Here is a 25,351-nt window from a genome sequence, read left to right as displayed (position 1 = left end):
TCTCCTAGGTTCGAATCAAGTGGCCGCTGGCCGCGAGTAACTGACCGTCCAATAATGCACCCTGCTCACCAAGAATCAACCGCCCCTCGGCAAACCAGCGCACTGCCAGCGGGTAAATCCTGTGTTCCTGGGCGTGAACCCGTTGCGCAAGGCTCTGCGCTGAGTCATCCGACTCTACCGGAACCACTGCCTGTACGACCAGAGGCCCGCCATCGAGTTCCTCGGTGACGAAGTGCACGCTGCAGCCATGCTCGCTGTCGCCGGCGTCGAGCGCCCGCTGGTGCGTGTGCATGCCTTTGTATTTAGGCAGGAGGGAAGGGTGGATGTTGAGCAGGCGCCCAGCATAGTGCCGCACGAAATCAGCGCTGAGGATGCGCATGAAACCGGCGAGGACCACGAGTTTGGGATTGAAGGCGTCGATCAGTTCGACCAAGGCGGCATCGAAGGCTTCGCGGCCTTCGAAGGCCTTGTGATCCAGGGAGCGGGTGGCGATACCCGCGTCGCTGGCGCGTTGCAGGCCGAACGCGTCGCTGCGGTTGGAGATCACCGCAGCGATGCGCACCGGGCTGTCGCCGGTGCGCGTGCTGTCGATCAGGGCCTGCAAGTTACTGCCGGTGCCGGAGAGCAGCACCACGACATCACAGGTCTGGGACATCAATGAGCCTTGAGGTTCTTCAGTTCAACCTGGGCCGCGCCTTCCGGTGCGGTGGCGATCTGACCGATGACCCAAGGCTGCTCGCCCGCTTCACGTAGTACGTTCAACGCGGTTTCAACGTGCTCTTGGGCCACGCAGATGACCATGCCGACGCCGCAGTTCAGCACGCGGTGCATTTCGTTTTCGTTGACGTTGCCTTTCTCTTGCAGCCAGTCGAAGACTGCAGGACGCTGCCAGCTGGCCACGTCGACAATCGCCTGGGCGCCTTTTGGCAGCACGCGCGGGATGTTGTCCAGCAGGCCGCCACCCGTGATGTGGGCCATGGCCTTGACGGCGCCAGTGTCCTTGATCAGCTTGAGCAGTGGCTTGACGTAGATGCGGGTCGGGGCCATCAGCAGGTCGGTCAGCGGTTTGCCGTCGAGCTGGATGTTTTCGATGTCGGCGCCGGACACTTCGATGATCTTGCGGATCAGCGAGTAGCCGTTGGAGTGCGGGCCGGACGATGGCAGGGCGAGCAGGGCGTCACCGGCGGCAACCTTGGAGCCGTCGATGATCTCGGCTTTCTCGACCACACCGACGCAGAAGCCGGCCAGGTCGTAGTCTTCGCCTTCGTACATGCCTGGCATTTCAGCGGTTTCGCCGCCGACCAGGGAGCAACCCGACAGTTCGCAACCGGCGCCAATGCCGGTCACAACCTGGGTGGCGGTCTCGACGTTGAGCTTGCCGGTGGCGTAGTAGTCCAGAAAGAACAACGGCTCGGCGCCGCACACCACCAGGTCGTTGACGCACATGGCCACCAGGTCGATGCCGATGCTGTCGTGCTTGTTCAGGTTCAGTGCCAGGCGCAGCTTGGTGCCCACGCCGTCGGTGCCGGAGACCAGCACTGGCTGTTTGTAGCCGGCCGGGATCTCGCAGAGGGCGCCGAAACCGCCCAGGCCGCCCATGACTTCGGGGCGCGCAGTGCGCTTGGCGACGCTCTTGATGCGTTCGACCAATGCTTCACCGGCGTCGATGTCTACACCGGCGTCCTTGTAGCTCAGGGAGGGTTGCTTGCTCATGATCCAGGCCTTTAGGGGGGATTCAGGGGTAACGACCGGGCGGGCGGGGGCTTTTATAAAGGCCACGCCGTTGACGGTCTGCGAAGGCGCGCGATTTTATCAGGCTTGAGGGGCAGCGGCCATCCTCGGGCCGACGGGCAGAGGCATATGGGTTAAAAAAATGCTAATCCGGTCTGCTTTGGTACGTATTAAGGTATAGCCTTGAACCCGCTATCGTTATGACAGTACGAAAACTTACCGATACCCGTGAATGTTTTGCCAGCCGCTGTGGTCACAGCCCTGGTAAGCCGAATTCACGCGGTCTGTTCCAGCCGCTAAATTTGTCGTTCGGGAATCTTCCATGCGTCTGTGTAAATTCTTCTTTGTAGGCTGCTTGTCGTTGGTCAGCCTGGCGAGTCATGCCGAAACCCTCAATGGCCTGTATCAAGTGCTTGAACCCGTCAGTAGCCAGTCGCCGCAAGAGCGCGACCAGGCGACCCAGCGTGCCGTGCAAACCCTGGTGATCCGCCTGACCGGCGACGCCAAGGCCGCCGATGGCCCGGGCCTGGCGGCGGTTCGCAAGGACCCGCAGCAAATCATCACGCAATACGGCTACGACGCCGGCCCGCCGGAAAGCCTGCAAGTGGATTTTGACCCGGTCAGCACCGACCGCGCCTTGCGTGATGCGGGTCTGTCGATCTGGGGCAGCAACCGGCCGTCGATCCTTGGCTGGTGGCTGAATGACTCTACCGAAGGCAGCAGTCTGGTCGGTGATGGCCAAAGCGTCGCCCAGGCATTGCGTCGCGCGGCGCAGCACCGTGGGCTGCCGTTGCGGCTGCCGCTGGGTGACTTGGAAGAGCAGGTAGTGGCCACCGCGCCCAACCTGGAAAGCGCCGACGCCACGCCACTGCGCGCCGCCTCCGAGCGCTACGGCGCGGATGCCCTGTTGGCCGTGCATGCACGCCAGGAAGGCAACCAGTGGCAGGCCAAGTGGCGCTTGTGGCTGGGCGACAAGAGCGAGCAGGGCAGCGTCCAAGGCGCCGATACGGGCGCGGTGGCCGATGCCGTCATGCTGGCGGTCAGCCAGAAGCTGGCACCGCGCTTTGCGGTCAAGGCCGGGGTAAGCAGCGAGCAGTTGCTCGAAGTACAAGGCATGAACCTGGAGCGCTATGCCGCCCTGGGGCATCTGCTCGAGCCGTTTGGTGGCCAGCCGCAGTCTGTGGATGGCGACCGCATCGTCTATCGCGTCAACGGCAGTGTCGATCAATTGCGTACCCAGTTGGGCCTGGCCAAGTTGCAGGAGGTTGGGCCTGGTGAAGCACCGGCGGCAGCAACGCCTGCGGCGCAACTGCGGTTTCGTTGGTAACAGTTCTTCCTTATATAGAAGCAATGGAGTGGTTTATGGCGGATACGCGTCGTTGGGTGTGGCTTGGTGGGCTGGTCCTGCTGTGCGCGTTTGTTTTCTTGCTGCATTCGATCCTGACGCCGTTCCTGGTTGCGTTGCTGCTGGCCTACCTGTTTGATCCGGTGGTGGATCGCCTGGAGAAGGTCGGCTTGTCACGGACCTGGGGCGTGGTGACGGTTTTCGCCTTGTTCACCCTGATCATCACGGCGTTGGTGCTGGTGCTGGTGCCGATGTTGGCCAAGCAATTGTTCCGCCTCTATGAACTGGCCCCGCAGATGCTGGATTGGCTGCAGCACACGGCGATGCCGTGGGCCCAGGCCAAGCTGGGGCTGGCGGATGGGTTCTGGAAGTTCGACAAGGTCAAGGCCGCGATCAGCGAGCATATGGGGCAGACCACCGATATTGTCGGCGTCGTACTCAGTCAGGCTACGGCGTCCAGCCTGGCGCTGATCGGCTGGTTGACCAATCTGGTGCTGATCCCGGTGGTGGCGTTCTACCTGCTGCGCGACTGGGACATCATGATGGCCAAGATCCGCAGCCTGCTGCCGCGCAACCGTGAAGAGCGCATCGTCTCGCTGGCAGAGGAGTGTCATGAGGTGCTGGGTGCGTTTGTGCGCGGTCAGTTGCTGGTGATGCTGGCCCTGGGGGTTATCTATGCTGCCGGCCTGATGGCGATCGGCCTGGAACTGGGCTTGTTGATTGGCCTGATCGCCGGCCTGGCGGCCATCGTGCCGTACATGGGCTTTGTGATTGGTATCGGCGCGGCGCTGGTGGCCGGGTTGTTCCAGTTTGGTGGCGACCTGTACCCGATGCTCGGGATTGTCGCGGTGTTCATGGTCGGCCAGGCGCTCGAAGGCATGGTGCTCACGCCGTTGTTGGTGGGGGATCGGATCGGTCTGCACCCGGTGGCGGTGATCTTTGCGATCCTGGCGGGCGGAGAGCTGTTCGGCTTTACTGGCATCTTGCTGGCGTTGCCGGTGGCGGCGGTGATCATGGTGCTGGTGCGCCATGTGCATGACTTGTACAAGGATTCGGATGTGTACACGGGGGTCGAAGACCCTGATCTGTAAACGTTGCGTCACAAACCCGGCCTTGGTCGGGTTTGTTGTTTCTGGGGGTGGGGCGTCAAACAATCCGCGCAAAACCGGTAAGTTAACGCAAACCTTTGATTTTGCTTGTGGTCTGCTGCATTGTGCGCCCGGCGTCACGGGTATAAACTTTGCAAACTTTACACAGAGGCCACTAGCGGTTCGTTTGGAGCCGTTCAGTCAGCATGAAACCGATTCAGCTGCCCTTGGGTGTGCGTCTGCGTGACGACGCCACCTTTATCAACTACTACCCAGGCGCCAATGCCGCTGCACTCGGCTATGTCGAGCGGCTCTGCGAAGCCGACGCCGGGTGGACCGAAAGCCTGATCTATCTGTGGGGCAAGCACGGCGTAGGGCGTACTCACCTGTTGCAGGCCGCGTGTTTGCGTTTTGAACAGATGGGCGAGCCGGCGGTTTATTTGCCGTTGGCCGAGTTGATGGATCGCGGTATCGGTATCTTCGACCACCTTGAGCAATATGAGCTGGTCTGCCTGGACGATCTACAGGCCATCGCCGGCAAGGCGGAGTGGGAAGAGGCGTTGTTTCATCTGTTCAACCGTTTGCGTGACAGCGGCCGGCGCTTGCTGATCGCTGCATCCACCTCGCCGCGGGAGCTGCCGGTCAAGCTGGCGGATCTCAAATCTCGCCTGACCCTGGCGCTGATCTTCCAGATGCGTCCCCTGTCTGACGAGGACAAATTGCGTGCCCTGCAATTGCGGGCCTCCCGTCGCGGCCTGCACCTCACCGATGAGGTCGGGCACTTCATTCTGACCCGCGGTACCCGCAGCATGAGCGCGTTGTTCGATTTGCTCGAACAGCTCGATCAGGCCTCTCTGCAAGCCCAGCGCAAGCTGACGATTCCTTTCCTCAAGGAAACCCTCGGCTGGTAGCCAGCCCTTTGTTTTCGGGGCTTTCGGCAAAATCCAGGCGCCAGAAAACCTGCGTTTGGGCCGGGTTAACCACGCAAATCGGTCGCATAGGGTGTTAAGGGCTTAGATGTCATCGTCCAAACAAGAAGTCACATAGATCACGATTGAATTTGCAAATCGATCTGATAGCGGGCATAGTCTCGGCTTCTTTACACATCAGCCACGGTCGTGCCCATGCTAAATCGCTTCGCACCCCTCGTGCCTCTCGCACTCGTTACCCTGTTGTTTGGTTGCGCCTCCCACCCTCAACAGGTGGCCGAGCAGCAAAAACCTCAGGTTCAAAATCAGGCAAAATTCGTCGCTGCACAGTCTGCTTCTGTTTATGAAGAAGAGCTGGCGACTGAAAAGGAACTGGGCGCCTTCTCCGGCAACAAGCCTTACCAGCTTCCAGTCCTGGCCGACAGCATTCTCGAACGCGGCATGTCCCTGATCGGTACCCGTTACCGTTTCGGTGGTACCTCTGAAGCCGGTTTCGACTGCAGCGGCTTCATCGGCTACCTGTTTCGTGAAGAAGCTGGCATGAACCTGCCACGCTCCACTCGCGAAATGATCAACGTGAATGCACCGTTGGTCGCACGCAACAACCTCAAGCCCGGTGATCTGCTTTTCTTTAGTACTGCTGGCCGTGGTCGCGTAAGCCATGCCGGTATCTACCTGGGCGATAACCAGTTTATCCACTCAAGCAGCCGTCGCAGTGGCGGTGTCCGAGTCGACAACCTGGGCGATAGCTACTGGAGCAAAACCTTCATCGAAGCCAAGCGTGCACTCGCCATGGCCCCGACGACGGTTACCGCTAGCAAGTAAACTTAAAGTGATACTTGAAGTTTGACGTGTAAGCGCTAGAATCCCTGGATATTGTTGTAAACCGTACGCGCGAGCTCTGCTTGCGCGTTCTGGTTTTCAGCGTTCGGCAGCGAAAGCCGCATCCAGACCAGGATTGTTCTGCACATGTCGACCTCGGCCCGCCTGATTCTTATTGTTTGCGCCGCGCTCCTCAGCGCCTGCGCCAGCCGTCCACCGCCCGCTCCCGTAGCGGTGAAGCCCAAGCCGGTGTTCAACTATTCCACCCAGAATTTCTCGCCTGTCGCCGAAGACGTACTCTTTCGCGCGCTCGGCCTGGTCGGTACGCCTTATCGCTGGGGCGGCAACACGCCGGACTCAGGCTTTGATTGCAGCGGCCTGATCGGTTTTGTCTACCGCGATGCGGCCGGCATCTCCCTGCCACGCACCACCCGCGAACTGATCGTGATGCGCGCCCAGGATGTGAGTGAAGAGAACCTGCAAACCGGTGATCTGCTGTTCTTTGCCACCGGCGGCGGCTCACAGGTCAGCCATGCCGGCATCTATGTGGGCGAGGGCCGCTTCGTGCACGCGCCGCAAACCGGCGGCACGGTGAAGCTGGACACCTTGTCCAAGGCGTATTGGCAGAATGCTTACCTGAGCGCCAAGCGCGTGTTGCCAGGGAATCTGGCACGTAATCCCTGAGCTGACAGAGATCTGAATGTGGGAGCGGGCTTGCTCGCGAAGGCGCCGGATCAGACCACACATCTGTGACTGACACACCGCCTTCGCGAGCAAGCCCGCTCCCACATGGGTTTTGTGGTCTGAAGCCTGTCTACTTAGCCGCCGACACCCGCCACACCTTATTTCCCACATCATCTGCCACCAGCAAATCCCCCTGCTGATCAATCACCACGCCCACCGGCCGGCCCATGGCTTTCTCGTCTTTGTCGAGGAACCCGGTCAGCACATCCACCGGCTGTCCCTTGGGCTGGCCAGCCTCGAACGGTACGAAGATCACCTTGTAGCCACTGTGGGGCTTGCGATTCCACGAACCATGCTGGCCGATGAATGCGCCATTCGTGAAGGGGGCGGGCAATTTGCTGTTCTCTGCAAACGTCAGTCCCAGCGAGGCGGTATGCGGGCCTACGGCGTAGTCTGGTGCAATCGCCTTGGCCACCAGGTCGAGGTTTTGCGGATTGACTCGCGCATCCACATGCTGCCCGTAGTAGCTGAACGGCCAGCCATAGAAGGCGCCATCCTGAACCGAGGTGATGTAGTCCGGCACCAGGTCGCTACCGATTTCATCGCGCTCGTTCACCGCCGTCCACAGCTTGCCGCTTTGTGGTTCCCAGGCCATGCCGTTAGGGTTGCGCAGGCCCGAGGCGAAAATGCGGTGCTGGCCGCTGGCGCGGTCTACTTCCCAGATCGCCGCCCGGCCTTCTTCTGCCTGCAGGCCGTTTTCACCAACGTTGCTGTTGGAGCCTACGCTTACGTACAGCTTGCGGCCGTCTTTGCTCGCCACCACGTTCTTGGTCCAGTGGTGGTTGATGCTGCCGCCGGGTAGGTCGACCACCTTGGTACCGGCTGCCTTGATCGCGGTTGCTCCCGGTTGGTAGGGGAAGCGCAGCAGCTTGTCCGAGTCCGCCACATACAGATCATTGCCCACCAGGGTCATGCCGAAGGGCGAATTGAGGTTTTCAAGAAATACTGTCCGGGTCTCGGCGATGCCATCGTGGTCGGCATCGCGCAGCAACGTGATGCGATTCGGGCTAGGCACACCTGCACCGGCTCGGCCCATGACCTTTTCCATTACCCAGCCACGAATGCCCTTTGAGTCATCGGGTTTGGGCGGCGCATTGGTTTCTGCCACCAGTACGTCGCCATTGGGCAGCACATACAGCCAGCGCGGGTGGTCCAGGCCCTCGGCAAACGCCGCCACCTGGGTGCCCGCGGCGGGAGTTGGCTTCGCACCCGCAGGCCAGCCGATGGCTGGCGCGATGTTTACCGTGGGGATCAGGGTCTTGTTCGGCTCCGGTAGCTTGGGGGAAGGCCCGGTTCCGTCAGACACTTGCAAGGTCGAACTTTCACCGCAGGCGGCGAGGGCGCCTGCGAACATGATCAGTAGGGCAAGTCGGGTCTTGTGCATGTTTTTCTCCTGGGTACCTGCAAGGGTAGAGGCATGCAGCGGTCCGATGGTTCAAGTGCGAAGCCGGCTTTAATTGACGCTCCACCCCCAACCCTCTACCCTTCGCGACTTGTTCCAGGTGCTCTGTGACCCACGGGTCGACCGAGTGAAACAGGGAAGCCGGTGAGTGAGCGCACTTGTACACAGTGCTGCCGCGATCCCGGCGCTGCCCCCGCAACGGTAAATGAGTCAAGACCCTGCTTTCTGCCACTGTATCGCCCCGCGATATGGGAAGGCGCAGCGTCGGCGATCGCCACTCATGAGCCCGGAGACCGGCCTGAAACATCCAACAGCATCACGGTGGGCGATGCTTGGCTGTCTGTTTTGTCTTTTTCCTGCCCGCCGTTTTTTGTCCAGCCCCAACGGAGAGCTGCCATGACCGATTCCCCTGAACGCGACGAACGCCACCTGGCGCGCATGCTGCGCAAAAAAGCCGTGATCGACGAGCGCATCGCCAACTCGCCCAACGAATGCGGTTTGCTGCTGGTGCTCACCGGCAACGGCAAAGGCAAGAGCAGCTCTGCGTTCGGCATGCTGGCTCGGGCCATGGGCCACGGCATGCAGTGCGGTGTGGTGCAGTTCATCAAGGGGCGCAACAGCACGGGCGAAGAGCTGTTCTTCCGCCGCTTCCCTGAGCAAGTGCGTTTTCACGTCATGGGCGAAGGCTTCACCTGGGAAACCCAGGACCGCCAACGTGACATCGCCGCCGCCGAAGCCGCCTGGGCGGTGTCCCGCGAGCTGCTGCAAGATCCCGCCATCGGCCTTGTCGTGCTTGACGAACTGAACATCGCCCTCAAACACGGCTACCTCGATCTGGACCAAGTACTCAGCGACCTGCAAGCCCGTCCGCCGATGCAACACGTGGTGGTCACCGGCCGTGGCGCCAAGCCCGAGCTGATCGAAATGGGCGACACCGTCACCGAAATGGGCATGCTCAAGCACGCGTTCCAGGCCGGTATCAAGGCACAGAAGGGCGTCGAACTTTGAATCAGCCCCGTCATTGCCCGGCCGTCTTGATCGCCGCACCGGCGTCCGGCCAGGGCAAAACCACCGTCACCGCCGCGCTCGCCCGTTTGCACCGCAACCTGGGGCGCAAGGTGCGCGTGTTCAAATGCGGGCCGGACTTTCTCGACCCGATGATCCACGAGCGCGCCAGTGGTGCGCCGGTGTATCAATTGGACATGTGGATGGTGGGAGAGCAGGAAAGTCGTCGCCTGTTGTGGGAAGCCGCCGGCGAGGCTGACCTGATCCTCATTGAAGGCGTGATGGGCCTGTTCGACGGCACGCCGTCCAGCGCTGACCTGGCGCGCCACTTTGGCGTGCCGGTGCTCGGTGTGATCGACGGCACCGCCATGGCCCAGACCTTCGGTGCCCTTGCGCTGGGCCTGGCGCGTTATCAGCCGGACCTGCCGTTCGCCGGCGTGCTGGCCAACCGCGTGGGCACGCTGCGCCACGCACAATTGCTCGAAGGCAGTCTGACCGAAGGCCTGCGTTGGTACGGGGCGCTGTCCCGCGAGACCGGGATCGAATTGCCCAGCCGCCACCTAGGCCTGGTACAAGCCAGCGAACTGAATGACCTCGACCTGCGCCTCGATGCCGCCGCCCAAGCCCTGGGCAGCAGTTGCGAAGTCGCATTGCCGCCGCCGGTGACGTTCGCTGCGCCGCAGATCATTGAGGCCGAGCCGTTGCTCAACGGCGTACGCATTGCCGTGGCTCGCGACGAAGCCTTCGCCTTCACCTACGGCGCCAGCCTCGATCTGTTGCGGGCGATGGGCGCCGAGTTGCACTTCTTCTCGCCGATCCATGACCGCCAATTGCCTGACGCCGACAGCCTGTATCTGCCGGGTGGTTACCCGGAATTGCATCACCAGGCGCTGTCGGAAAATACCGCGATGCTCGATGCGATCCGTGCCCATCACGCTGCTGGCAAACCACTGCTCGCCGAGTGCGGCGGCATGTTGTACCTGCTGGACTCGCTCACCGATGTCGACGGCCAGCGTGCCGAGTTGCTCGGTCTGCTGCAGGGCGATGCCGTGATGCAAAAGAAACTGGCCGCCCTGGCCCTGCAAAATGTCGAACTGCCGGAAGGCACATTGCGCGGTCACACCTATCACCACTCCCTGACCAGCACCGACTGCACGCCGATTGCCCGTGGCGTGAGCCCCAACGGTGGGCGTGGTGCCGAGGCGGTTTTCCGACAGGGGCGGATGACGGCTTCCTACGTGCACTTTTACTTTCCGTCGAATCCGGCGGCGGTGGCGGCACTGTTTGCGCCAGACCGGGAGGGCGCTATCGCAGGCAAGCCCGCTCCCACAGGGGATCGCGTCGAAACCCAATCCAATGTGGGAGCGGGCTTGCCCGCGAAGAGGCAATGACCGACAACGCCTTCCCAGAAGCCGACCGCCAGGCCGTCTACCGCGCCATCGCCGAACGCCGCGACATGCGCCACTTCAGCGGCGGCACCGTCGCGCCTGAACTGCTGCAGCGCCTGCTCCAGGCCGCACACCAGGCCCCCAGCGTCGGCCTGATGCAACCCTGGCGCTTCATCCGTATCAGCGACCGCCAGCTACGTGGGCAAATCCAGCAACTGGTGGAAGAAGAACGCATCCGCACCGCCGAAGCCCTGGGCGAGCGCTCCGACGAATTCATGAAGCTCAAGGTCGAAGGCATCCACGATTGCGCCGAGGTATTGGTAGCAGCGCTGATGGACGACCGCGAGCGCCACATCTTCGGTCGTCGCACCTTGCCGGAAATGGACATGGCCTCGCTGTCCTGTGCCATCCAGAACCTGTGGCTGGCTGCCCGCGTCGAAGGCCTGGGCATGGGCTGGGTCTCGCTGTTCGAGCCCCAGGCCCTGGCCGACCTGCTGGGCCTGCCGCCCGGCGCCAAACCCCTGGCCGTGCTGTGCCTGGGCCCGGTCGCTGCGTTCTACCCGGCGCCGATGTTGCAACTCGAAGGCTGGACCGAGCCGCGGCCGCTGAGTGACATGCTGTACGAAAATTCTTGGGGAGTGAGTCAATGAGTGTGGCCTTGCTGTGTGTCGCCGCAGTCGCGCTGGATGCGCTGCTGGGCGAACCCAGGCGCTGGCATCCGCTGGTGGCGTTCGGCAATTTCGCCGGGCGCATCGAGCAACGCTTCAACAGCGGTGGCCGGGGCTGGCGCAGCCATGGCGTGACCGCGTGGTTTATCGCCGTGGTGCCGTTGACCCTGCTGGCCACGGCTTTGTCGTGGGCGCCGTATATCGGCTGGATCTTGGAGATCCTGGCGTTGTACTGCGCCCTCGGCATGCGCAGCCTTGGCGAGCACGTGATCCCGGTCGCCCAGGCGCTGCGCAGTGATGACCTGGACGAAGCGCGAAAACGTGTGAGTTACCTTGTCAGCCGTCAGACCAGCGAACTGGACCGTACCGAAGTCGCCCGCGCCGCCACCGAGTCGGTACTGGAGAACGGCAGCGACGCGGTATTCGCCGCGCTGTTCTGGTTTGTCGTTGCCGGTGTGCCGGGCGTGGTGCTGTACCGCCTGAGCAACACCCTCGACGCCATGTGGGGCTATCGCAACGAACGCTTCGAGCGTTTCGGTTGGGCGGCGGCCAAGATCGACGACGTGCTGAACTATATTCCTGCGCGCCTGGTGGCATTGACCTACGCGTTGCTGGGCAAAACCCGCCTGGCGTTGAAGTGCTGGCGTACCCAGGGCCCGACGTGGGACAGCCCCAACGCCGGCCCGGTGATGGCGGCCGGCGCTGGTGCGCTGGGTGTCGAATTGGGCGGCGCCGCGATTTATCACGGCGAAGTACATCAACGTCCGCAACTGGGCGAAGGCCCGGCGGCGGATGCGGACTCCATCGACCGAGGCTGGCAACTGGTGCAGCGCGGCGTATGGTTGTGGCTGCTGATCCTATGCGCGGGGGCGCAATTCTATGCTTGAGCACGGTGGCCGGCTGCGCAAGGCAGCGATTCAATACGGGATTGCCGAGGCCGATTGGCTCGACCTGTCCAGCGGCCTCGCGCCGTGGCCGTGGGCGATCCCGGAAATTCCGCTGCGGGCCTGGGCGCGCTTGCCGGAAACCGACGACGGCCTGGAACGCGCCGCCAGCGAATATTACGGCGCCGCCCATTTGCTGCCGGTGCCGGGCTCCCAGGCGGCGATCCAACTGTTGCCGCGCTTGCGGCGGGCGGGCAAGGTCGGCGTGCTGTCGCCGTGCTATGCCGAACACGCCGAAGCCTGGCGCCGCGCCGGTTATGTGGTGCGCGAAGTGCTGGAGCAGGAAGTCGACTTCTTTCTCGACAACCTCGACGTGCTGGTGGTGGTCAACCCGAACAATCCCACCGGCCTCAGCCTGAGTCCGCAACGCCTGCTGGACTGGCACGCGCGGCTGGCGCAGCGGGGCGGCTGGCTGGTGGTGGATGAAGCCTTCATGGACGTCACGCCGCACCTGAGCCTGGCGAGCCAGGCCCATCAGGTCGGGTTGATTGTGTTGCGTTCGTTCGGCAAGTTCTTTGGGCTGGCCGGTGTGCGCCTCGGTTTTGTCCTGGCCGAGCGCAAGTTGCTCAGGCTGCTTGCCGAGCAGGTGGGACCCTGGGCCGTCAGCGGCCCCACCCGCGTGCTGGGCCAAGTCTGCCTGGCGGATACGGCCGGGCACACGCGCCAGCGCGAGCGCTGTATCGAGGCCAGCCAGCGGCTGTTCGACCTGCTTGAGCGCCACGGCTTCCAACCTCACGGCGGCTGTGCCTTGTTCCAATGGCTGATCACCCCGCATGCCGAGCGCATGCACGAATTCATGGCCCAGCGCGGCATCTTGCTGCGCCTGTTCGTTCACGACAGCAGCCTGCGTTTTGGCTTGCCTGATAGCGCCGCCGATTGGCTGCGCCTTGACGAAGCGCTGACGGCCTACAAGGACGCTGCATGAGTACGCTGATGGTGCAAGGCACCACCTCCGATGCCGGCAAGAGCACCCTGGTCACCGCGCTGTGCCGTTGGCTGGTCCGCCAGGGCGTGGCTGTGGCGCCGTTCAAGCCGCAGAACATGGCCCTCAACAGCGCCGTGACGGCCGAAGGTGGCGAGATCGGCCGCGCCCAAGCCGTGCAGGCCCAGGCCGCCAACCTGGCGCCCCATACCGACATGAACCCGGTGCTGCTCAAGCCCAACAGTGACACCGGTTCCCAGGTGATCATCCACGGCCGTGCCGTCACCAGCATGAACGCCGTGGCCTATCACGATTACAAAGCCATCGCGATGCAAGCCGTGCTGGCCTCCCATGCACGCCTGAGCGATGCCTATCCGGTGGTGATGGTGGAGGGCGCGGGCTCCCCGGCGGAGATCAACCTGCGCGCCAACGACATCGCCAACATGGGCTTCGCCGAAGCCGTGGATTGCCCGGTGCTGCTGATCGCCGACATCAATCGTGGCGGCGTATTCGCGCACCTGGTCGGCACCCTGGAATTGCTGTCGCCGAGCGAACAGGCGCGGGTCAAAGGCTTCATCATCAACCGTTTTCGCGGCGATATTGCGTTATTGCAACCCGGCCTGGATTGGCTGCAAGCGCGCACCGGCAAGCCTGTGGTGGGCGTATTGCCCTACGTGATGGACCTGCACCTGGAAGCCGAAGATGGCATCGACAAGCGCCAGATCGACAAGGCCGCCCAAGTGCTCAAGGTGGTGGTGCCGGTGTTGCCGCGCATCAGCAACCACACGGATTTCGACCCGCTGCGCCTGCATCCCCAGGTGGATTTGCAATTTGTCGGGCCGGGCCAGCCGATTCCGCCTGCCGACCTGATCATCCTGCCGGGCTCGAAAAGCGTGCGCAGCGACCTGGCCTACTTGCGTGCCAACGGCTGGGACAGCGCCGTGGCGCGACATTTGCGCTATGGCGGCAAAGTGCTTGGCATTTGCGGCGGCTTGCAGATGCTCGGCGAGCAGGTTCACGACCCGTTGGGCCTGGAAGGGCCGTCGGGCTCCAGCCATGGCTTGGGGCTGCTGGCCTTCAGCACCACGCTGGAAGAAGAAAAGCAGCTGCGCAACGTGCGCGGGCGCCTGCTGTTGGAAAACGCCGAGGTCAGCGGGTATGAGATCCATGCGGGCGTGACGTCCGGCAGCGCGCTGGCGAACGCCGCCGTGTTGTTGGATGACGGTCGCAGCGACGGCGCCCAGAGTGCGGATGGGCAGATCCTCGGCACCTACCTTCACGGCCTGTTCGAAACCCCGGCCGCGTGCAGCGCGTTGCTGCGCTGGGCGGGCTTGCAGGATGTGCAAAGCGTGGATTACCACGCGTTGCGCGAGCGTGACATCGAGCGGTTGGCGGACTTGGTGGAGAACCACCTGGACACTGAATTGCTGCGCACGCTGTGTGGGATTTAACTGTATGTGGGTTTCAACTGCTGCACTGCTCCCACAGGAAGGTGTGACCTTATGCTGCAACTGATCCTCGGCGGCGCCCGCTCCGGCAAAAGCCGTCTCGCCGAAAAGCTCGCCAGCGACAGCGCGTTGCCGGTCATCTACATCGCCACCAGCCAGCCGCTGGACGGTGAGATGAACGAACGCGTCGCCCTGCATCGCCAGCGTCGCCCCGACCACTGGGGGCTGATCGAAGAACCCGTCGAACTCGCCCGCGTCCTGCGCGAAAACGCCGCCGCCGGCCGCTGCCTGTTGGTGGATTGCCTGACGCTGTGGCTGACCAACCTGCTGATGCTCGAAGACCCCCAGCGCCTGGCGTTCGAGCGCGATCAACTGCTGGAAACCCTGGCCGCGCTGCCGGGTGAAATCATTTTTGTCAGCAACGAGACCGGCCTCGGTGTCGTGCCGCTGGGCGAATTGACTCGCCGCTATGTGGATGAAGCCGGTTGGCTGCATCAAGCTTTGGCTGAGCGTTGTCAGCGTGTTGTCCTGACGGTTGCCGGCCTGCCCCTGACTTTGAAAGGTACTGCGTTATGACTGACATCTGGTGGCTCAACCCATGTAAGGCGATTGACACTGCGGCGTACGAACAAGCCTTGGCGCGTCAGCAGCAACTGACCAAACCGGCGGGTTCCCTTGGCCAGCTGGAAGCGTTGGCCGTGCAATTGGCCGGCTTGCAGGGGCAGGTCAAACCTTCGGTGGATCAACTGTGGATCGCGATCTTTGCCGGTGATCATGGTGTGGTCGCCGAAGGCGTGTCGGCATTTCCCCAGGAAGTCACCGGGCAGATGCTGCATAACTTTGTCACCGGCGGTGCCGCTATCAGCGTACTGGCGCGGCAGTTGGACGCGCAGTTGGAAGTGATCGACCTCGGCACGGTCACGCCGTCGCTGAACCTGCCTGGGGTACGTCACCTGAACATCGGCGCGGGCACTGCCAACTTCGTCAACGGTCCGGCGATGACTGGAGCCCAGGGGCGGTTGGCGTTGCAAGCCGGTCGTGACAGTGCGCGTCGTGCACTGGCGAGCGGTGCGCAGTTGTTTATCGGCGGTGAGATGGGCATCGGCAACACCACTGCCGCCAGTGCGCTGGCGTGTGCGTTGCTCGATTGCCCGGTCAGCGATCTTACGGGGCCGGGCACCGGCTTGAATGCCCAAGGCGTCAGTCACAAGGTTGCGGTGATCGAGCGGGCACTGGCGGTGCACGCCGGGCAGCGCGATGACGTGTTGCACACCCTGTTCAATCTCGGCGGCTTTGAAATTGCAGCGCTGGTCGGCGCATACCTGGCCTGCGCCCAGGAAGGCATCGTGGTGCTGGTGGACGGGTTTATCTGCAGCGTCGCCGCGCTGGTGGCCACACGCCTGAACCCGGGCTGCCGCGAATGGCTGGTGTTCGGCCACCGGGGCGCCGAGCCAGGCCATCGTCTCGTGCTGCAAAGCCTCGACGCACGGCCGCTGCTGGAGCTTGGCCTGCGCCTGGGCGAAGGTAGCGGTGCGGCCCTGGCGGTGCCATTGTTGCGCCTGGCGTGTGCCTTGCACGGCCAGATGGCCACCTTCGCCGAAGCCGCCGTGGCAGACCGCCCGGCATGACTTTGCACCTGGACCTGTTGCGCCACGGCGAGACCGAGCTGGGCGGCGGCCTGCGCGGCAGCCTGGACGACGCGCTGACCGCCAAGGGCTGGGAGCAGATGTGCGCCGCCGTGGTGGCCCAGGGGCCGTGGCATCGGCTGGTCAGCTCGCCTTTGCAGCGTTGCGCACGTTTTGCCGAAGAGTTGGGCGCTCAATTGCAGGTGCCGGTCAGCCTGGAGCCGGATCTGCAAGAGCTGCACTTCGGCGCCTGGGAAGGCCAAAGTGCTGCGGCGCTGATGGAGACCGATGCCGAAGCGCTCGGCTTGTTCTGGGCAGATCCCTACAGCTTTACACCGCCTGAGGGCGAGGCGGTCAGCGACTTTTCCGACCGCGTTCTGGGTGCCGTCGCACGCTTGCATCAAGCGCACGCCGGTGAGCGGGTGTTGTTGGTCAGTCACGGCGGCGTGATGCGCTTGTTGCTGGCGCGGGCGCGGGGCTTGCCCCGTGAGCAATTGCTGAATGTCGAAGTCGGCCATGGCGCGCTGTTCAATCTGCAGGTCGCGGCTGACGGCGTGCTGAAGGAAGGAATCTGACGATGTTGCCGTTCTGGATCGCCCTGCAATTTCTCAGTAGCTTGCCGATTCGCCTACCGGGCATGCCGCAGCCGCAGGAGCTGGGGCGCTCGTTGCTGTTTTATCCGCTGGTCGGCCTGTTGTTCGGCTTGCTGTTGTGGGGCTTTAACGCGTTGTTGATGGGCGCCCCGTTGTTGCTGCATGCCGCGTTGTTGCTGACCGCCTGGGTGTTGCTCAGTGGCGGCTTGCACCTCGATGGCCTGGCCGACAGCGCCGATGCCTGGCTTGGTGGCTTCGGCGACCGCGAGCGCACGCTGACCATCATGAAGGACCCGCGCAGTGGGCCGATTGCCGTGGTCACGCTGGGTCTGGTGCTGCTGCTCAAGTTCACCGCGCTGGTGGCGTTGATCGAGCAGCATAACGGCGCAGCGCTGATCCTGGCGCCATTGATCGGGCGCGCATCTATGCTGGGCTTGTTCCTGACCACGCGCTACGTGCGTGCCGGCGGGTTGGGGCAGGCGCTGTCGGATCATTTACCGAGAGTTGTGGCCCAACAGGTGCTGATCCTCAGTGGCTTGGCGTGCCTGCTGATCGGTGGTTTCAGCGGCGGGATCGCGGTGCTGCTCGCGGCGCTATGTTTTGTCGGTTTGCGCCACCTGATGGTCAAGCGCCTCGGTGGCACCACGGGCGACACTGCCGGGGCCTTGCTGGAACTGCTGGAAGTCGCGGTTCTGGTCGGTTTGGCGCTGTAACACTTTCTTGCAAATCCTTAATCGCGGGTATATACACGTTCCATGCTTGCCTCCCAATGTTTATGCACCAACCTGCGACGTGCCGCCCGTGGCGTCAGCAGGCATTACGACGGCGCTCTCGACGGCTTCGGGATCAACGTTGCCCAGTATTCTTTGCTGTGCAACTTGCAGCGTCTGGATCAACCGAGCATTTCCAGCCTGGCGGAAGCCATGGGCCTGGACCGCAGCACCTTGGGGCGCAACCTGCGGGTGCTGGAAGGCGAAGGCCTGGTGCAACTGGTGGAAGGCAATGACCTGCGCAACCGCCTGGTACTGTTGACCGAGGCCGGTGCGCAACGATTAGCCGCGGCGTTACCGGCGTGGGAAGCAGCGCAGCAGAAATTGATCGATCAACTCGGCGCAGATAAACGCGAAACCTTGTTGGCCTTGCTGGACGAACTCGCCTGACGGCGGGTCTGTTCCAATACAAGCGGGTATATACCCGCGAACGGAGAATAAGAAATGACCTCGATGTGGCGCACCAGTGGTTGGATCCTTGTGGGGAGTGCGCTGATCCTGGCGTTGTCCTTGGGCGTGCGGCATGGCTTCGGCCTGTTCCTGGCGCCGATGAGCGCCGAATTCGGTTGGGGGCGCGGCACCTTCGCCCTGGCTATCGCCTTGCAGAATCTGGTGTGGGGCCTGGCGCAGCCGTTTGCCGGTGCGTTGGCGGACCGTTTCGGTGCGACCAAAGTGGTGTTTGTCGGTGGGGTGCTGTACGCCGTGGGCCTGGTATTCATGGGCTTGTCCGACTCGGCGTGGTCGTTATCCCTCAGTGCAGGCTTGCTGATTGGTATCGGCCTGTCCGGCACCTCATTTTCGGTGATTCTCGGCGTGGTTGGCCGTGCCGTCGCGCCGGAAAAACGCAGTATGGCGATGGGGATCGCGAGCGCGGCCGGTTCGTTTGGCCAGTTCGCCATGGTGCCAGGCACTTTGGGCTTGATCAGTTGGTTGGGCTGGTCCGCTGCGTTGCTGGCGTTGGGCCTGATGGTGGCGTTGATTCTGCCGCTGGTCGGCATGCTCAAGGATCGCCCGCTGCCGGCGATGGCGGGTCAGCAAACCTTGGGCGAAGCGTTGAAAGAAGCGTGCGGCCACTCAGGGTTTTGGCTGCTGGCGTTTGGTTTTTTCGTCTGCGGCTTCCAGGTCGTGTTTATCGGCGTGCATCTGCCGGCCTACCTGGTGGACCAACATCTGCCTGCAACCACAGGTACCACGGTGCTGGCGTTGATTGGCCTGTTCAATATCATCGGCACCTACACCGCTGGCTGGCTCGGTGGGCGTATGTCCAAACCGCGCTTGTTGACCGCGTTGTATCTGCTGCGCGCCGTGGTCATCGTCTTGTTCCTGTGGGCGCCGGTGACCCAGGTCAGCGCCTACCTGTTCGGCATGGCGATGGGCTTGTTGTGGCTGTCCACCGTGCCGCTGACCAACGGCACAGTCGCGACGCTATTTGGCGTACGAAATCTCTCGATGCTTGGCGGGATTGTGTTCCTGTTCCATCAGATCGGTTCCTTCCTTGGTGGTTGGCTGGGCGGGGTGGTCTATGATCGAACCGGTAACTACGATTTGATCTGGCAGGGCGCAATCGCGTTGAGCCTGCTCGCGGCGGCATTGAATTGGCCCGTGCGTGAGCGGCCGGTGGCACGTTTGCAGGCGCAGATGGAGGCGGCATGAGCATAGCGGCAAGGGGTTTGCTGATCGCGGCGGGGTTGGTCCTGACGCTGCTCGCCTGGTGGGGTTGGCAGCACGGTGGCCTGGCGTTGATGCAACTGGGTATGTCGATCTGTTAAGTTCGGACTCTGACTTTTTCAAGGACACACGACATGCAGATGCGCTGGCTCGCTGTACCCGTGCTGATGGCGATTGGCAGTGCCGCAATGGCTGCCGATTGCCCGCCGTTGCTGGAGGGCCAATTGCCCAAGCTGCGGGCCAAGGAATCCATCGACTTGTGCCAGCGTTTTGCTGGAAAGCCCCTGGTGATCGTCAATACCGCGAGCTTCTGTGGGTTCGCCCCGCAGTTCAAAGGCCTAGAAGCCTTGTATCAACGTTACAAGGATCAAGGGCTGGAAGTGATCGGTGTGCCTTCAGATGACTTCAAGCAAGAGGCCAAGACCGGCGAGGAGACTGCCAAGGTCTGCTACGTGAATTACGGCGTGACCTTCACCATGACCGAACCGCAGAAGGTCAAGGGGCCGGATGCGGTGCATTTGTTCAAGGTATTGGCGCAGCAGAGTAATGCGCCGAAGTGGAATTTCTACAAGTATGTGGTCGACCGCCAGGGCAAGGTGATTGCTGATTTTTCCAGCCTGACCAAGCCGGACAGCCCGGATTTGATCGAAGCGGTGGAGAAGGCGTTGGCTTCGAAGCCCTGATCGTCAGCCATCAAAAAGCCCCGCCTCCTTTGCAGGAGAGCGGGGCTTTTTTGCGCGGTTCTGAATCAGAACTTGTAAGTCATGCCCAGGCCGAAACCGTTGGCACTGTTTTCATACTTGGCGCGGTAGCTCGACGGCGCGGCGGTGTTGTTCACCTTCACGTCCTCTTCCTTCAGGTAGGAATACGCCAGGTCGATGGTCATGTTGTCCATGACTGCGTAGCCCAGGCCAACGCTGAAAATCGTCCGGTCGCCGGTAGGGATACGTGGCGAGCGGTCCTGGTTGTTGGTTGGCGACTGGTCGAAGGTCAGGCCGGTACGCAGCACAACCTGCTTGGTCAGCTGGTACGAGGTGCCCACGGCGTAAGCCCAGGTGTCGTGCCAGTCTTGTTTCTCGGTGATGCTGCTGATTCGGCTCGGGGCGAGAATGCCGCCGTTGGCTCCGGTCACGCCTTCGTTGTTGACGGTGATCTCTTTCAGGCGGCTCCAGCGAGTCCAGGTGGTACCGGCGTAGAGTTTCCAGGCGTCAGTCAGGTCTTGAGTGACCGACAGGTCGTAGGATTCCGGAGTCTCGATTTTCAGCGAGGCGTCGTAACGGTTGTTACGCAGGAAGCCTTGAGTCTGCACTGGGCCGCTGACGGTGGTGTGGCCTTCCAGCTTGTAGTTGACCTTGGAGTGGTAGGTCAGGCCGACGCGGGTGGTATCGGTCGCCTGGACCAGCACGCCGATGTTGAAGCCCAGCGCGGTGTCGTCACCCTTGATCTTGACGTTGGTGTCGGGAAGTGCCGCGTTAAGGGTTTTTTCCGATTCCAGTACCCCGGAGATCCGGTTGATGGTCGGACCGAAACCGATGGACACGCGGTCGTTGAAGGCATAGCTGACAGTTGGCTGGAAGGTCATCACCTTCACTTCGCTCTTGCTGCCGAAGCCACGGCCCTGGAAGCCGTTTTCATAGTCGGTGACCAAGCCGAACGGTGCGTACACGCCGAAGCCGACAGCCCACTGATCGTTGAGTTTGTTGGTGTAGAAACCGAAAGGTACGGCGGTGAATGGAACCATGTCACCTTTGTTGGAGCCGCTGGAAACGCCACCCGTATCCTTGATATTGGTCGACGCATCGATAGCCGCAACACCACCGGTGACTTGCTGGCCATTCAGGCGGGACATACCGGCAGGGTTACCGTAGACAGTGCTTGCATCATCGGCAGAAGAGGAGCGACCTGCGAAACCCGTACCCATCCCGCTGACGCTCTGTTCGTTGAGTGCGAAACCGCTTGCGAACAGTTGGGAGGATGCCATGGCAACGGCGAGGCTAAGTGTGGTCTTGAGCATTACTTTTTTCATTATTAGAACTCCGTGGTGATCACCGCTGCGGAAAGTATCAATAAATCTCACATCGCGCTATAGGCTGTAATGCAGGAGATAGAGCGGTTTTGTAGGACAATCCGACCAAAATTCGGGTTTTTTGGCGAATCTTGCAAATTGCCCGGTCAGCAAACCGCGTGATTCATGGGTGAAACACAGGTTTGCCAGGTTTGCGTGAAATCGCGCAGCCTTCCTTGGGGATGAAATATTTCTTTCCAGATACGTGCCATGGCTAAAACATCGCCGGGAGGGGGCAGGGCGGGGTGATGTTGTTCCACCAATAGCCAGGCAATGGCGGTGGCGTAACGCAGGTTTACGGTGAGTTCCAGTTGGGGAGCACTGAGAAAGGCATGTTGGCTGGCCAAGCCGCGTACCAGGCTGGCGCGTTCGGGGTCCAGCGCCAGGTAGTTGTCCCACAGCGCGCGATGGCGAGGTTCGGTGATGCTGTACAGGCCATGGCCGCGCCGGTCGTGCAAGGCGGAGCCGAGTTCCGACTGGCTGGCCGCGATGCCCAGTAGCAGGGCTTCAGCCGTCTGGTTGTGGCGGCCCAGGTACATCAACGTTGGCCGGATCACATAACGACACAATTCGCTGGCAGCGATACCCATACAAGCCTCAATCCGTGACGGAAGTGGTCGACGAGGCCTGAGAGGTGGGGGCTTGGCAGCGGTGGATCGGATCTCAGGCTCGCCGGAAGCGGATCATGCCGCTTGAGTTGAAGTGTAGTGTCATATTCATGATGTAAAGGACTGTTTTTAAAACATCTTATTCATTTAGTTATATCGTTTATATCTGTTTGAACTTAGTAAAAAAGCCGAATCTACACATTCAAGGCAATAAAAAACCCTGTGTTTTAAACAGGGTTTTTTGTGTTTCAGCGACTCGGGTCGATCAGGCAGTCAGTGCCTGACGGGTACGCTCGATCACGGCCTGCAGCGGCTCGGCGCTGGAGTATTGATCGGGGTACAGGCGTTCGCTGTGACGAGCGATGCCGTGTTCGTTGACCAGGGTGAAGCTGAAGCAGCCTTTGCGAGCAGCCATGATCAGGCAATTCATTGGTGCAAAAGCGTTGGTGAGGGTGCGAATGGCATCCTGAGTATGGATTTGAGCGTTCATATTATTGGTGTTCCTACAAATGACACGGATAAGAACCGTGCAACGTTAAAACGTTCCAGTAACGTTGATCACCATTGATCAAACGAAGAACCCGACTGGAACAAAGCAGCCAGTTTGAAGCGCTAATAAGTTAGGCGCGCTTGGGCTGGCAGGTAGGTACTTAGGAGGGCAGGCAACACAACAGGGGCAAAGGTTCTGGGCCCAGGGTGAAGATCCTGATCAATTTGCAGGTTGGTTCGGTCAGAGTATTGAAACTTCGCGGCACCCTTTGCTTGTTCAAAGGCAGTGTCGTCGCAAGTGATACCTGGAAACCATCGAGGTGGTCGGTCCCGCGTTGTTCGGGGGAGTTGTTCGACCAGAATTGACTTTCAGCTTGGTACTAACGCCGCGGATAGTAACGGATTGAAACAAGGAAAGAAAGTGTGCTAGCCAAAAAACTTCAATCAACCCCCTATCAGGCTGCGATAGATCAGCACCGTAGCGGCTGCGGCCAGGGAGCAACCCAAGGCGTACGCCGCCAGGGTCAGGCGCCAGGACTGGCCGGCTTCAATCACCTGCATCACGTCGCGCATGTCGTTTATCCTGCCGTCACCCAACTCGATGCACAGGCTTATGGCAGTAAAGGCGGCCGACAGCAGGATGGCGATGGCAAACAACGCGCCGTCAGGCGCGGGCAGGGCCGCGTTGATGCCCAGGGCGGTTGCGCAGATTGCGAGCAGCAGGAGTGCGAATAACAGAATTCCTTTCATGGGCGGTGCACGCTTGCGTTATGGGTAGAGCAGTGTGGCCAGCCCGTATCGATTTGGAAAGTCCTCCCACGCGACTCGCCGGTAACGTTTTTCGTAGAAGTCGCAGCAAAAAAAGCCGCCGATATAACCGTCTGATCGGGACTTGTGCACATTAGTTGCGGAGTGTGTAACCAACCTGTCAACTCCTTCGCAGGGCCGCCTTTAGCCTGCAATGGAAATTTAAGTCAATGAAAAATCTCGCTTTTTTTAATTGGTGAAAAAATCGTCAGTTTGACTGCGGCCCCCGTTCCACGGGCCTTTGCGCGGGTTAAAGGGGGGTTGTCCACTGAGTTATCCACAGCTTCTGTGGATTGTCCCTAGCGCTTGCTCTAGAACGGGCGTGCTGAGATTTTTCAGCTTTACCTGTACGAAAAAAAGAGTAGAGTGGCGCGCCTTCCGATCTGCCCCACAGTGCTTTATGAAGTTTCGCTCAGTATCACCTTCTGTTACCGACACTCCCCAGACTGTTACCGCACCCAAGCGTTTCTCCTTGAAGGTTGCCTTGTGGCTGCTCGACAGCCCGCGCCTGGGGCACAGCACCAACGTCAAACACTTCGCCGGGCGTTTGCTCAAGCAGCCTGCCCGTGATGGCGTGGTGGCCGCCCAGAGCCGCCTGGGCCAGCTGATGTGCCGTGAATGCGGTAACGCCCGCGACCGCCGCATCGGCCATGACCTATTGCGCCAGGCTGCCCGCGCCGGTGATCGTCGCGCCCAACGCGAACTGGGCCAGGTCGAAGACTGAGCTGTCGTCAGACCCTGTGCTCCGTTAACCTTGCTCTTTTTCGGTAATGGCAGAAATGGCTATGGTTTTTGACTGGACCAGTGTTGCCCTGGGCCTTGCTGGCGCCGCGTTGCCTCTGTTGGCCGTGTGCTGGCAGCTTCAACGGCGGCTGACCGCCCGCACCACCGGCTGGGAGCTGCTCGAAGAGCGCCTGGCGACTGCGCAACTGGCCCAGGAAGGCCTGGCGGCTCAACTGGACGCCAGTCGCGACGAAATCAGCGACCTGAGCCACGCCAACGCCTCCAAGCAAGCTGACTTGGCCGCCTTGCGCCGTGAAGTCGAACTGTTGCAGATCGACCGCGACAATGCCCGCGACGCCGCCCACGCCTGGAACCTCGACCGCAACGCCAAGGACACCGAACTACGCCGCCTCGATGCGCTGTCGGCGGCCTTGCGCGCCGAGTTGCGCGAGCAACAGGACAGCCACCAGCAACGCCTCACCGACCTGCAAGGTTCGCGTGACGAGCTGCGTGCGCAGTTCGCCGAACTGGCCGGCAAGATCTTCGATGAGCGCGAACAGCGCTTTGCCGAGACCAGCCAGGAACGCCTCGGCCAGTTGCTCGACCCGTTGAAGGAACGCATCCAATCCTTCGAAAAGCGTGTGGAAGAAAGCTATCAGAATGAAGCTCGCGAGCGCTTTTCCCTGGCCAAGGAACTGGAGCGCCTACAGCAACTGAACCTGCGTCTGTCGGACGAGGCCACCAACCTGACCCGCGCCCTCAAGGGCCAGAAAACCCAGGGCAACTGGGGCGAACTGATCCTTGAGCGGGTGCTGGAGCACGCTGGCCTGGAGAAGGGCCGTGAATACCAGACTCAGGTCAGCCTCAAGGGCCCGGACGGTGAGCGCTTCCAGCCCGACGTGCTGATCATGTTGCCCGGCGACAAGCAGGTGGTGGTCGACTCGAAGGTCAGCCTGACCGCCTATCAACAGTATGTCGGCGCGGACGACGAAGTGATCGGCCAAGCGGCGCTCAAGCAACACGTATTGTCCCTGCGCAATCACGTCAAAGGCTTGGCCGGCAAGGATTACAAGCGCCTCGAAGGCTTGCATAGCCTGGATTTCGTGTTGTTGTTCGTGCCGATCGAGGCGGCGTTTTCCGCCGCGCTGCAGGCTGAACCGAACCTGTTCCAGGAAGCGTTCGACCGCCATATCGTGATCGTCAGCCCGACCACTTTGCTCGCCACCTTGCGGGTGATCGACAGCCTGTGGAAGCAGGAGCGTCAGAGCCAGAACGCCCGTGAAATCGCCGAGCGTGCCGGTTGGCTGTACGACAAGTTCGTGTTGTTTATCCAGGACCTGGATGAAGTAGGCAATCGTCTGCAGCAGTTGGATAAGGCTTACAGCTCGGCGCGGAACAAGCTTACAGATGGCCGCGGAAATCTGGTCAGCCGTACCGAGCAGTTAAAGTTGCTTGGTGCACGTGCCAGCAAAAGTCTTCCTGCCGACCTGCTGGAACGGGCAATGACCGATTCCGATGGCGTTGCCCATCTGCCTGAATAAACCCCGCCCACAATTCCGATCGAGCA

General features: G+C 61.5%; 27 protein-coding genes and 1 riboswitch. Of the genes, 20 read left to right on the top strand and 7 right to left on the bottom strand.

The annotated features are described in order from the left end of the window. Positions 1–4: 4 nt before the first annotated feature. Both purN and purM read right to left on the bottom strand, forming a co-directional pair. On the bottom strand, positions 5–655 hold the full coding sequence (purN, locus tag PSH81_RS19470; RefSeq protein ID WP_192297066.1) for a phosphoribosylglycinamide formyltransferase: 651 nt from the start codon (positions 653–655) through the stop codon (positions 5–7). Continuing rightward, positions 655–1,713 (bottom strand): phosphoribosylformylglycinamidine cyclo-ligase, encoded by a 1,059-nt coding sequence (gene purM, locus PSH81_RS19465; protein WP_192297065.1) that lies wholly within the window; start codon positions 1,711–1,713, stop codon positions 655–657. Before purM ends, purN begins: the two co-directional genes overlap by 1 nt. A gap of 340 nt (positions 1,714–2,053) precedes the next feature. On the opposite strand from purM, the gene PSH81_RS19460 reads away from it, so the two are divergent. From PSH81_RS19460 to PSH81_RS19440, 5 genes are all read left to right on the top strand, one after another. Continuing rightward, the gene (locus PSH81_RS19460) at positions 2,054–3,058 is read left to right on the top strand and encodes a DUF2066 domain-containing protein (protein ID WP_192297064.1); all 1,005 of its coding nucleotides are present in this window, start codon (positions 2,054–2,056) and stop codon (positions 3,056–3,058) included. A 35-nt stretch (positions 3,059–3,093) separates the two neighbouring features. Beyond that, positions 3,094–4,167, top strand: a complete 1,074-nt coding sequence (locus PSH81_RS19455) for an AI-2E family transporter (protein ID WP_192297063.1) — start codon at positions 3,094–3,096, stop codon at positions 4,165–4,167. A 203-nt stretch (positions 4,168–4,370) separates the two neighbouring features. Next, entirely contained in the window at positions 4,371–5,075 is a 705-nt protein-coding gene (hda, locus tag PSH81_RS19450; RefSeq protein ID WP_058422138.1) for a DnaA regulatory inactivator Hda, read from the top strand. A gap of 213 nt (positions 5,076–5,288) precedes the next feature. Further along, entirely contained in the window at positions 5,289–5,918 is a 630-nt protein-coding gene (locus PSH81_RS19445; RefSeq protein WP_192297061.1) for a C40 family peptidase, read from the top strand. 144 nt (positions 5,919–6,062) lie between these two features. Then, positions 6,063–6,599, top strand: coding sequence for a C40 family peptidase (locus PSH81_RS19440; protein ID WP_226454966.1), 537 nt, complete (start codon positions 6,063–6,065; stop codon positions 6,597–6,599). 130 nt (positions 6,600–6,729) lie between these two features. Here PSH81_RS19440 and PSH81_RS19435 read toward each other — a convergent pair whose 3' ends face one another. Beyond that, a complete protein-coding gene (locus PSH81_RS19435) occupies positions 6,730–8,043 on the bottom strand; it encodes a sorbosone dehydrogenase family protein (RefSeq protein WP_305391320.1) in 1,314 nt (437 codons plus the stop codon). Between the two features lie 99 nt (positions 8,044–8,142). Continuing rightward, positions 8,143–8,378, top strand: a riboswitch (cobalamin riboswitch). Positions 8,379–8,457: 79 nt separating this feature from the next. On the opposite strand from PSH81_RS19435, the gene cobO reads away from it, so the two are divergent. From cobO to PSH81_RS19370, 13 genes are all read left to right on the top strand, one after another. Beyond that, positions 8,458–9,069: a cob(I)yrinic acid a,c-diamide adenosyltransferase gene (cobO, locus tag PSH81_RS19430; protein WP_192297058.1), complete on the top strand. Its 612-nt coding sequence runs from the start codon at positions 8,458–8,460 to the stop codon at positions 9,067–9,069. Continuing rightward, positions 9,066–10,457, top strand: a complete 1,392-nt coding sequence (locus PSH81_RS19425; RefSeq protein ID WP_305391319.1) for a cobyrinate a,c-diamide synthase — start codon at positions 9,066–9,068, stop codon at positions 10,455–10,457. The genes cobO and PSH81_RS19425 overlap by 4 nt, the downstream gene beginning before the upstream one ends. Next, on the top strand, positions 10,454–11,104 hold the full coding sequence (gene bluB, locus PSH81_RS19420) for a 5,6-dimethylbenzimidazole synthase (RefSeq protein ID WP_192297056.1): 651 nt from the start codon (positions 10,454–10,456) through the stop codon (positions 11,102–11,104). Before PSH81_RS19425 ends, bluB begins: the two co-directional genes overlap by 4 nt. Then, positions 11,101–12,009 (top strand): adenosylcobinamide-phosphate synthase CbiB, encoded by a 909-nt coding sequence (cbiB, locus tag PSH81_RS19415; RefSeq protein WP_192297055.1) that lies wholly within the window; start codon positions 11,101–11,103, stop codon positions 12,007–12,009. The genes bluB and cbiB overlap by 4 nt, the downstream gene beginning before the upstream one ends. After that, complete coding sequence (gene cobD, locus PSH81_RS19410; RefSeq protein WP_305391318.1) at positions 12,002–12,991, top strand: threonine-phosphate decarboxylase CobD; 990 nt, start codon at positions 12,002–12,004, stop codon at positions 12,989–12,991. The genes cbiB and cobD overlap by 8 nt, the downstream gene beginning before the upstream one ends. Beyond that, on the top strand, positions 12,988–14,439 hold the full coding sequence (locus PSH81_RS19405) for a cobyric acid synthase (protein WP_305391317.1): 1,452 nt from the start codon (positions 12,988–12,990) through the stop codon (positions 14,437–14,439). The genes cobD and PSH81_RS19405 overlap by 4 nt, the downstream gene beginning before the upstream one ends. A 51-nt stretch (positions 14,440–14,490) precedes the next feature. Then, positions 14,491–15,012: a bifunctional adenosylcobinamide kinase/adenosylcobinamide-phosphate guanylyltransferase gene (gene cobU / locus PSH81_RS19400; protein ID WP_226454971.1), complete on the top strand. Its 522-nt coding sequence runs from the start codon at positions 14,491–14,493 to the stop codon at positions 15,010–15,012. After that, positions 15,009–16,064, top strand: a complete 1,056-nt coding sequence (gene cobT, locus PSH81_RS19395; protein ID WP_305391316.1) for a nicotinate-nucleotide--dimethylbenzimidazole phosphoribosyltransferase — start codon at positions 15,009–15,011, stop codon at positions 16,062–16,064. The genes cobU and cobT overlap by 4 nt, the downstream gene beginning before the upstream one ends. Beyond that, the gene (cobC, locus tag PSH81_RS19390; protein WP_305391315.1) at positions 16,061–16,636 is read left to right on the top strand and encodes an alpha-ribazole phosphatase family protein; all 576 of its coding nucleotides are present in this window, start codon (positions 16,061–16,063) and stop codon (positions 16,634–16,636) included. The genes cobT and cobC overlap by 4 nt, the downstream gene beginning before the upstream one ends. A gap of 2 nt (positions 16,637–16,638) precedes the next feature. Beyond that, positions 16,639–17,367 carry an adenosylcobinamide-GDP ribazoletransferase gene (locus PSH81_RS19385; protein ID WP_226454974.1) on the top strand — a complete coding sequence of 243 codons (729 nt, stop codon included), beginning with the start codon at positions 16,639–16,641 and terminating at the stop codon, positions 17,365–17,367. 42 nt (positions 17,368–17,409) lie between these two features. Beyond that, the gene (locus PSH81_RS19380; RefSeq protein ID WP_192297048.1) at positions 17,410–17,814 is read left to right on the top strand and encodes a MarR family winged helix-turn-helix transcriptional regulator; all 405 of its coding nucleotides are present in this window, start codon (positions 17,410–17,412) and stop codon (positions 17,812–17,814) included. A gap of 63 nt (positions 17,815–17,877) precedes the next feature. Then, positions 17,878–19,077: an MFS transporter gene (locus PSH81_RS19375; protein ID WP_305392795.1), complete on the top strand. Its 1,200-nt coding sequence runs from the start codon at positions 17,878–17,880 to the stop codon at positions 19,075–19,077. Between the two features lie 149 nt (positions 19,078–19,226). Next, positions 19,227–19,775 carry a glutathione peroxidase gene (locus tag PSH81_RS19370; protein WP_226454975.1) on the top strand — a complete coding sequence of 183 codons (549 nt, stop codon included), beginning with the start codon at positions 19,227–19,229 and terminating at the stop codon, positions 19,773–19,775. A 65-nt stretch (positions 19,776–19,840) separates the two neighbouring features. Here PSH81_RS19370 and PSH81_RS19365 read toward each other — a convergent pair whose 3' ends face one another. The 4 genes from PSH81_RS19365 to PSH81_RS19350 all read right to left on the bottom strand — a co-directional run bounded on the left by PSH81_RS19365 (position 19,841) and on the right by PSH81_RS19350 (position 23,004). Next, on the bottom strand, positions 19,841–21,118 hold the full coding sequence (locus PSH81_RS19365; RefSeq protein WP_305391314.1) for an OmpP1/FadL family transporter: 1,278 nt from the start codon (positions 21,116–21,118) through the stop codon (positions 19,841–19,843). 146 nt (positions 21,119–21,264) lie between these two features. Then, positions 21,265–21,747: a hypothetical protein gene (locus tag PSH81_RS19360; protein ID WP_192297045.1), complete on the bottom strand. Its 483-nt coding sequence runs from the start codon at positions 21,745–21,747 to the stop codon at positions 21,265–21,267. A 283-nt stretch (positions 21,748–22,030) separates the two neighbouring features. Further along, positions 22,031–22,255, bottom strand: coding sequence for a hypothetical protein (locus tag PSH81_RS19355; RefSeq protein WP_005790139.1), 225 nt, complete (start codon positions 22,253–22,255; stop codon positions 22,031–22,033). Positions 22,256–22,698: 443 nt separating this feature from the next. After that, on the bottom strand, positions 22,699–23,004 hold the full coding sequence (locus PSH81_RS19350; RefSeq protein WP_226454977.1) for a hypothetical protein: 306 nt from the start codon (positions 23,002–23,004) through the stop codon (positions 22,699–22,701). Between the two features lie 457 nt (positions 23,005–23,461). Between PSH81_RS19350 and PSH81_RS19345 the strand changes: the two genes are divergently transcribed. Further along, complete coding sequence (locus PSH81_RS19345) at positions 23,462–23,785, top strand: sel1 repeat family protein (protein WP_192297043.1); 324 nt, start codon at positions 23,462–23,464, stop codon at positions 23,783–23,785. Between the two features lie 61 nt (positions 23,786–23,846). Then, a complete protein-coding gene (gene rmuC / locus PSH81_RS19340; RefSeq protein ID WP_370694922.1) occupies positions 23,847–25,325 on the top strand; it encodes a DNA recombination protein RmuC in 1,479 nt (492 codons plus the stop codon). Positions 25,326–25,351 lie beyond the last annotated feature (26 nt).

Origin of the sequence: Pseudomonas sp. FP2335 (assembly GCF_030687535.1) — a bacterium.
In the GTDB taxonomy this organism is placed as follows: Bacteria; Pseudomonadota; Gammaproteobacteria; order Pseudomonadales; family Pseudomonadaceae; genus Aquipseudomonas.
The sequence above is the reverse complement of the archived record's forward strand: the minus strand, read 5'-3'. Positions and strand labels throughout refer to the sequence as shown.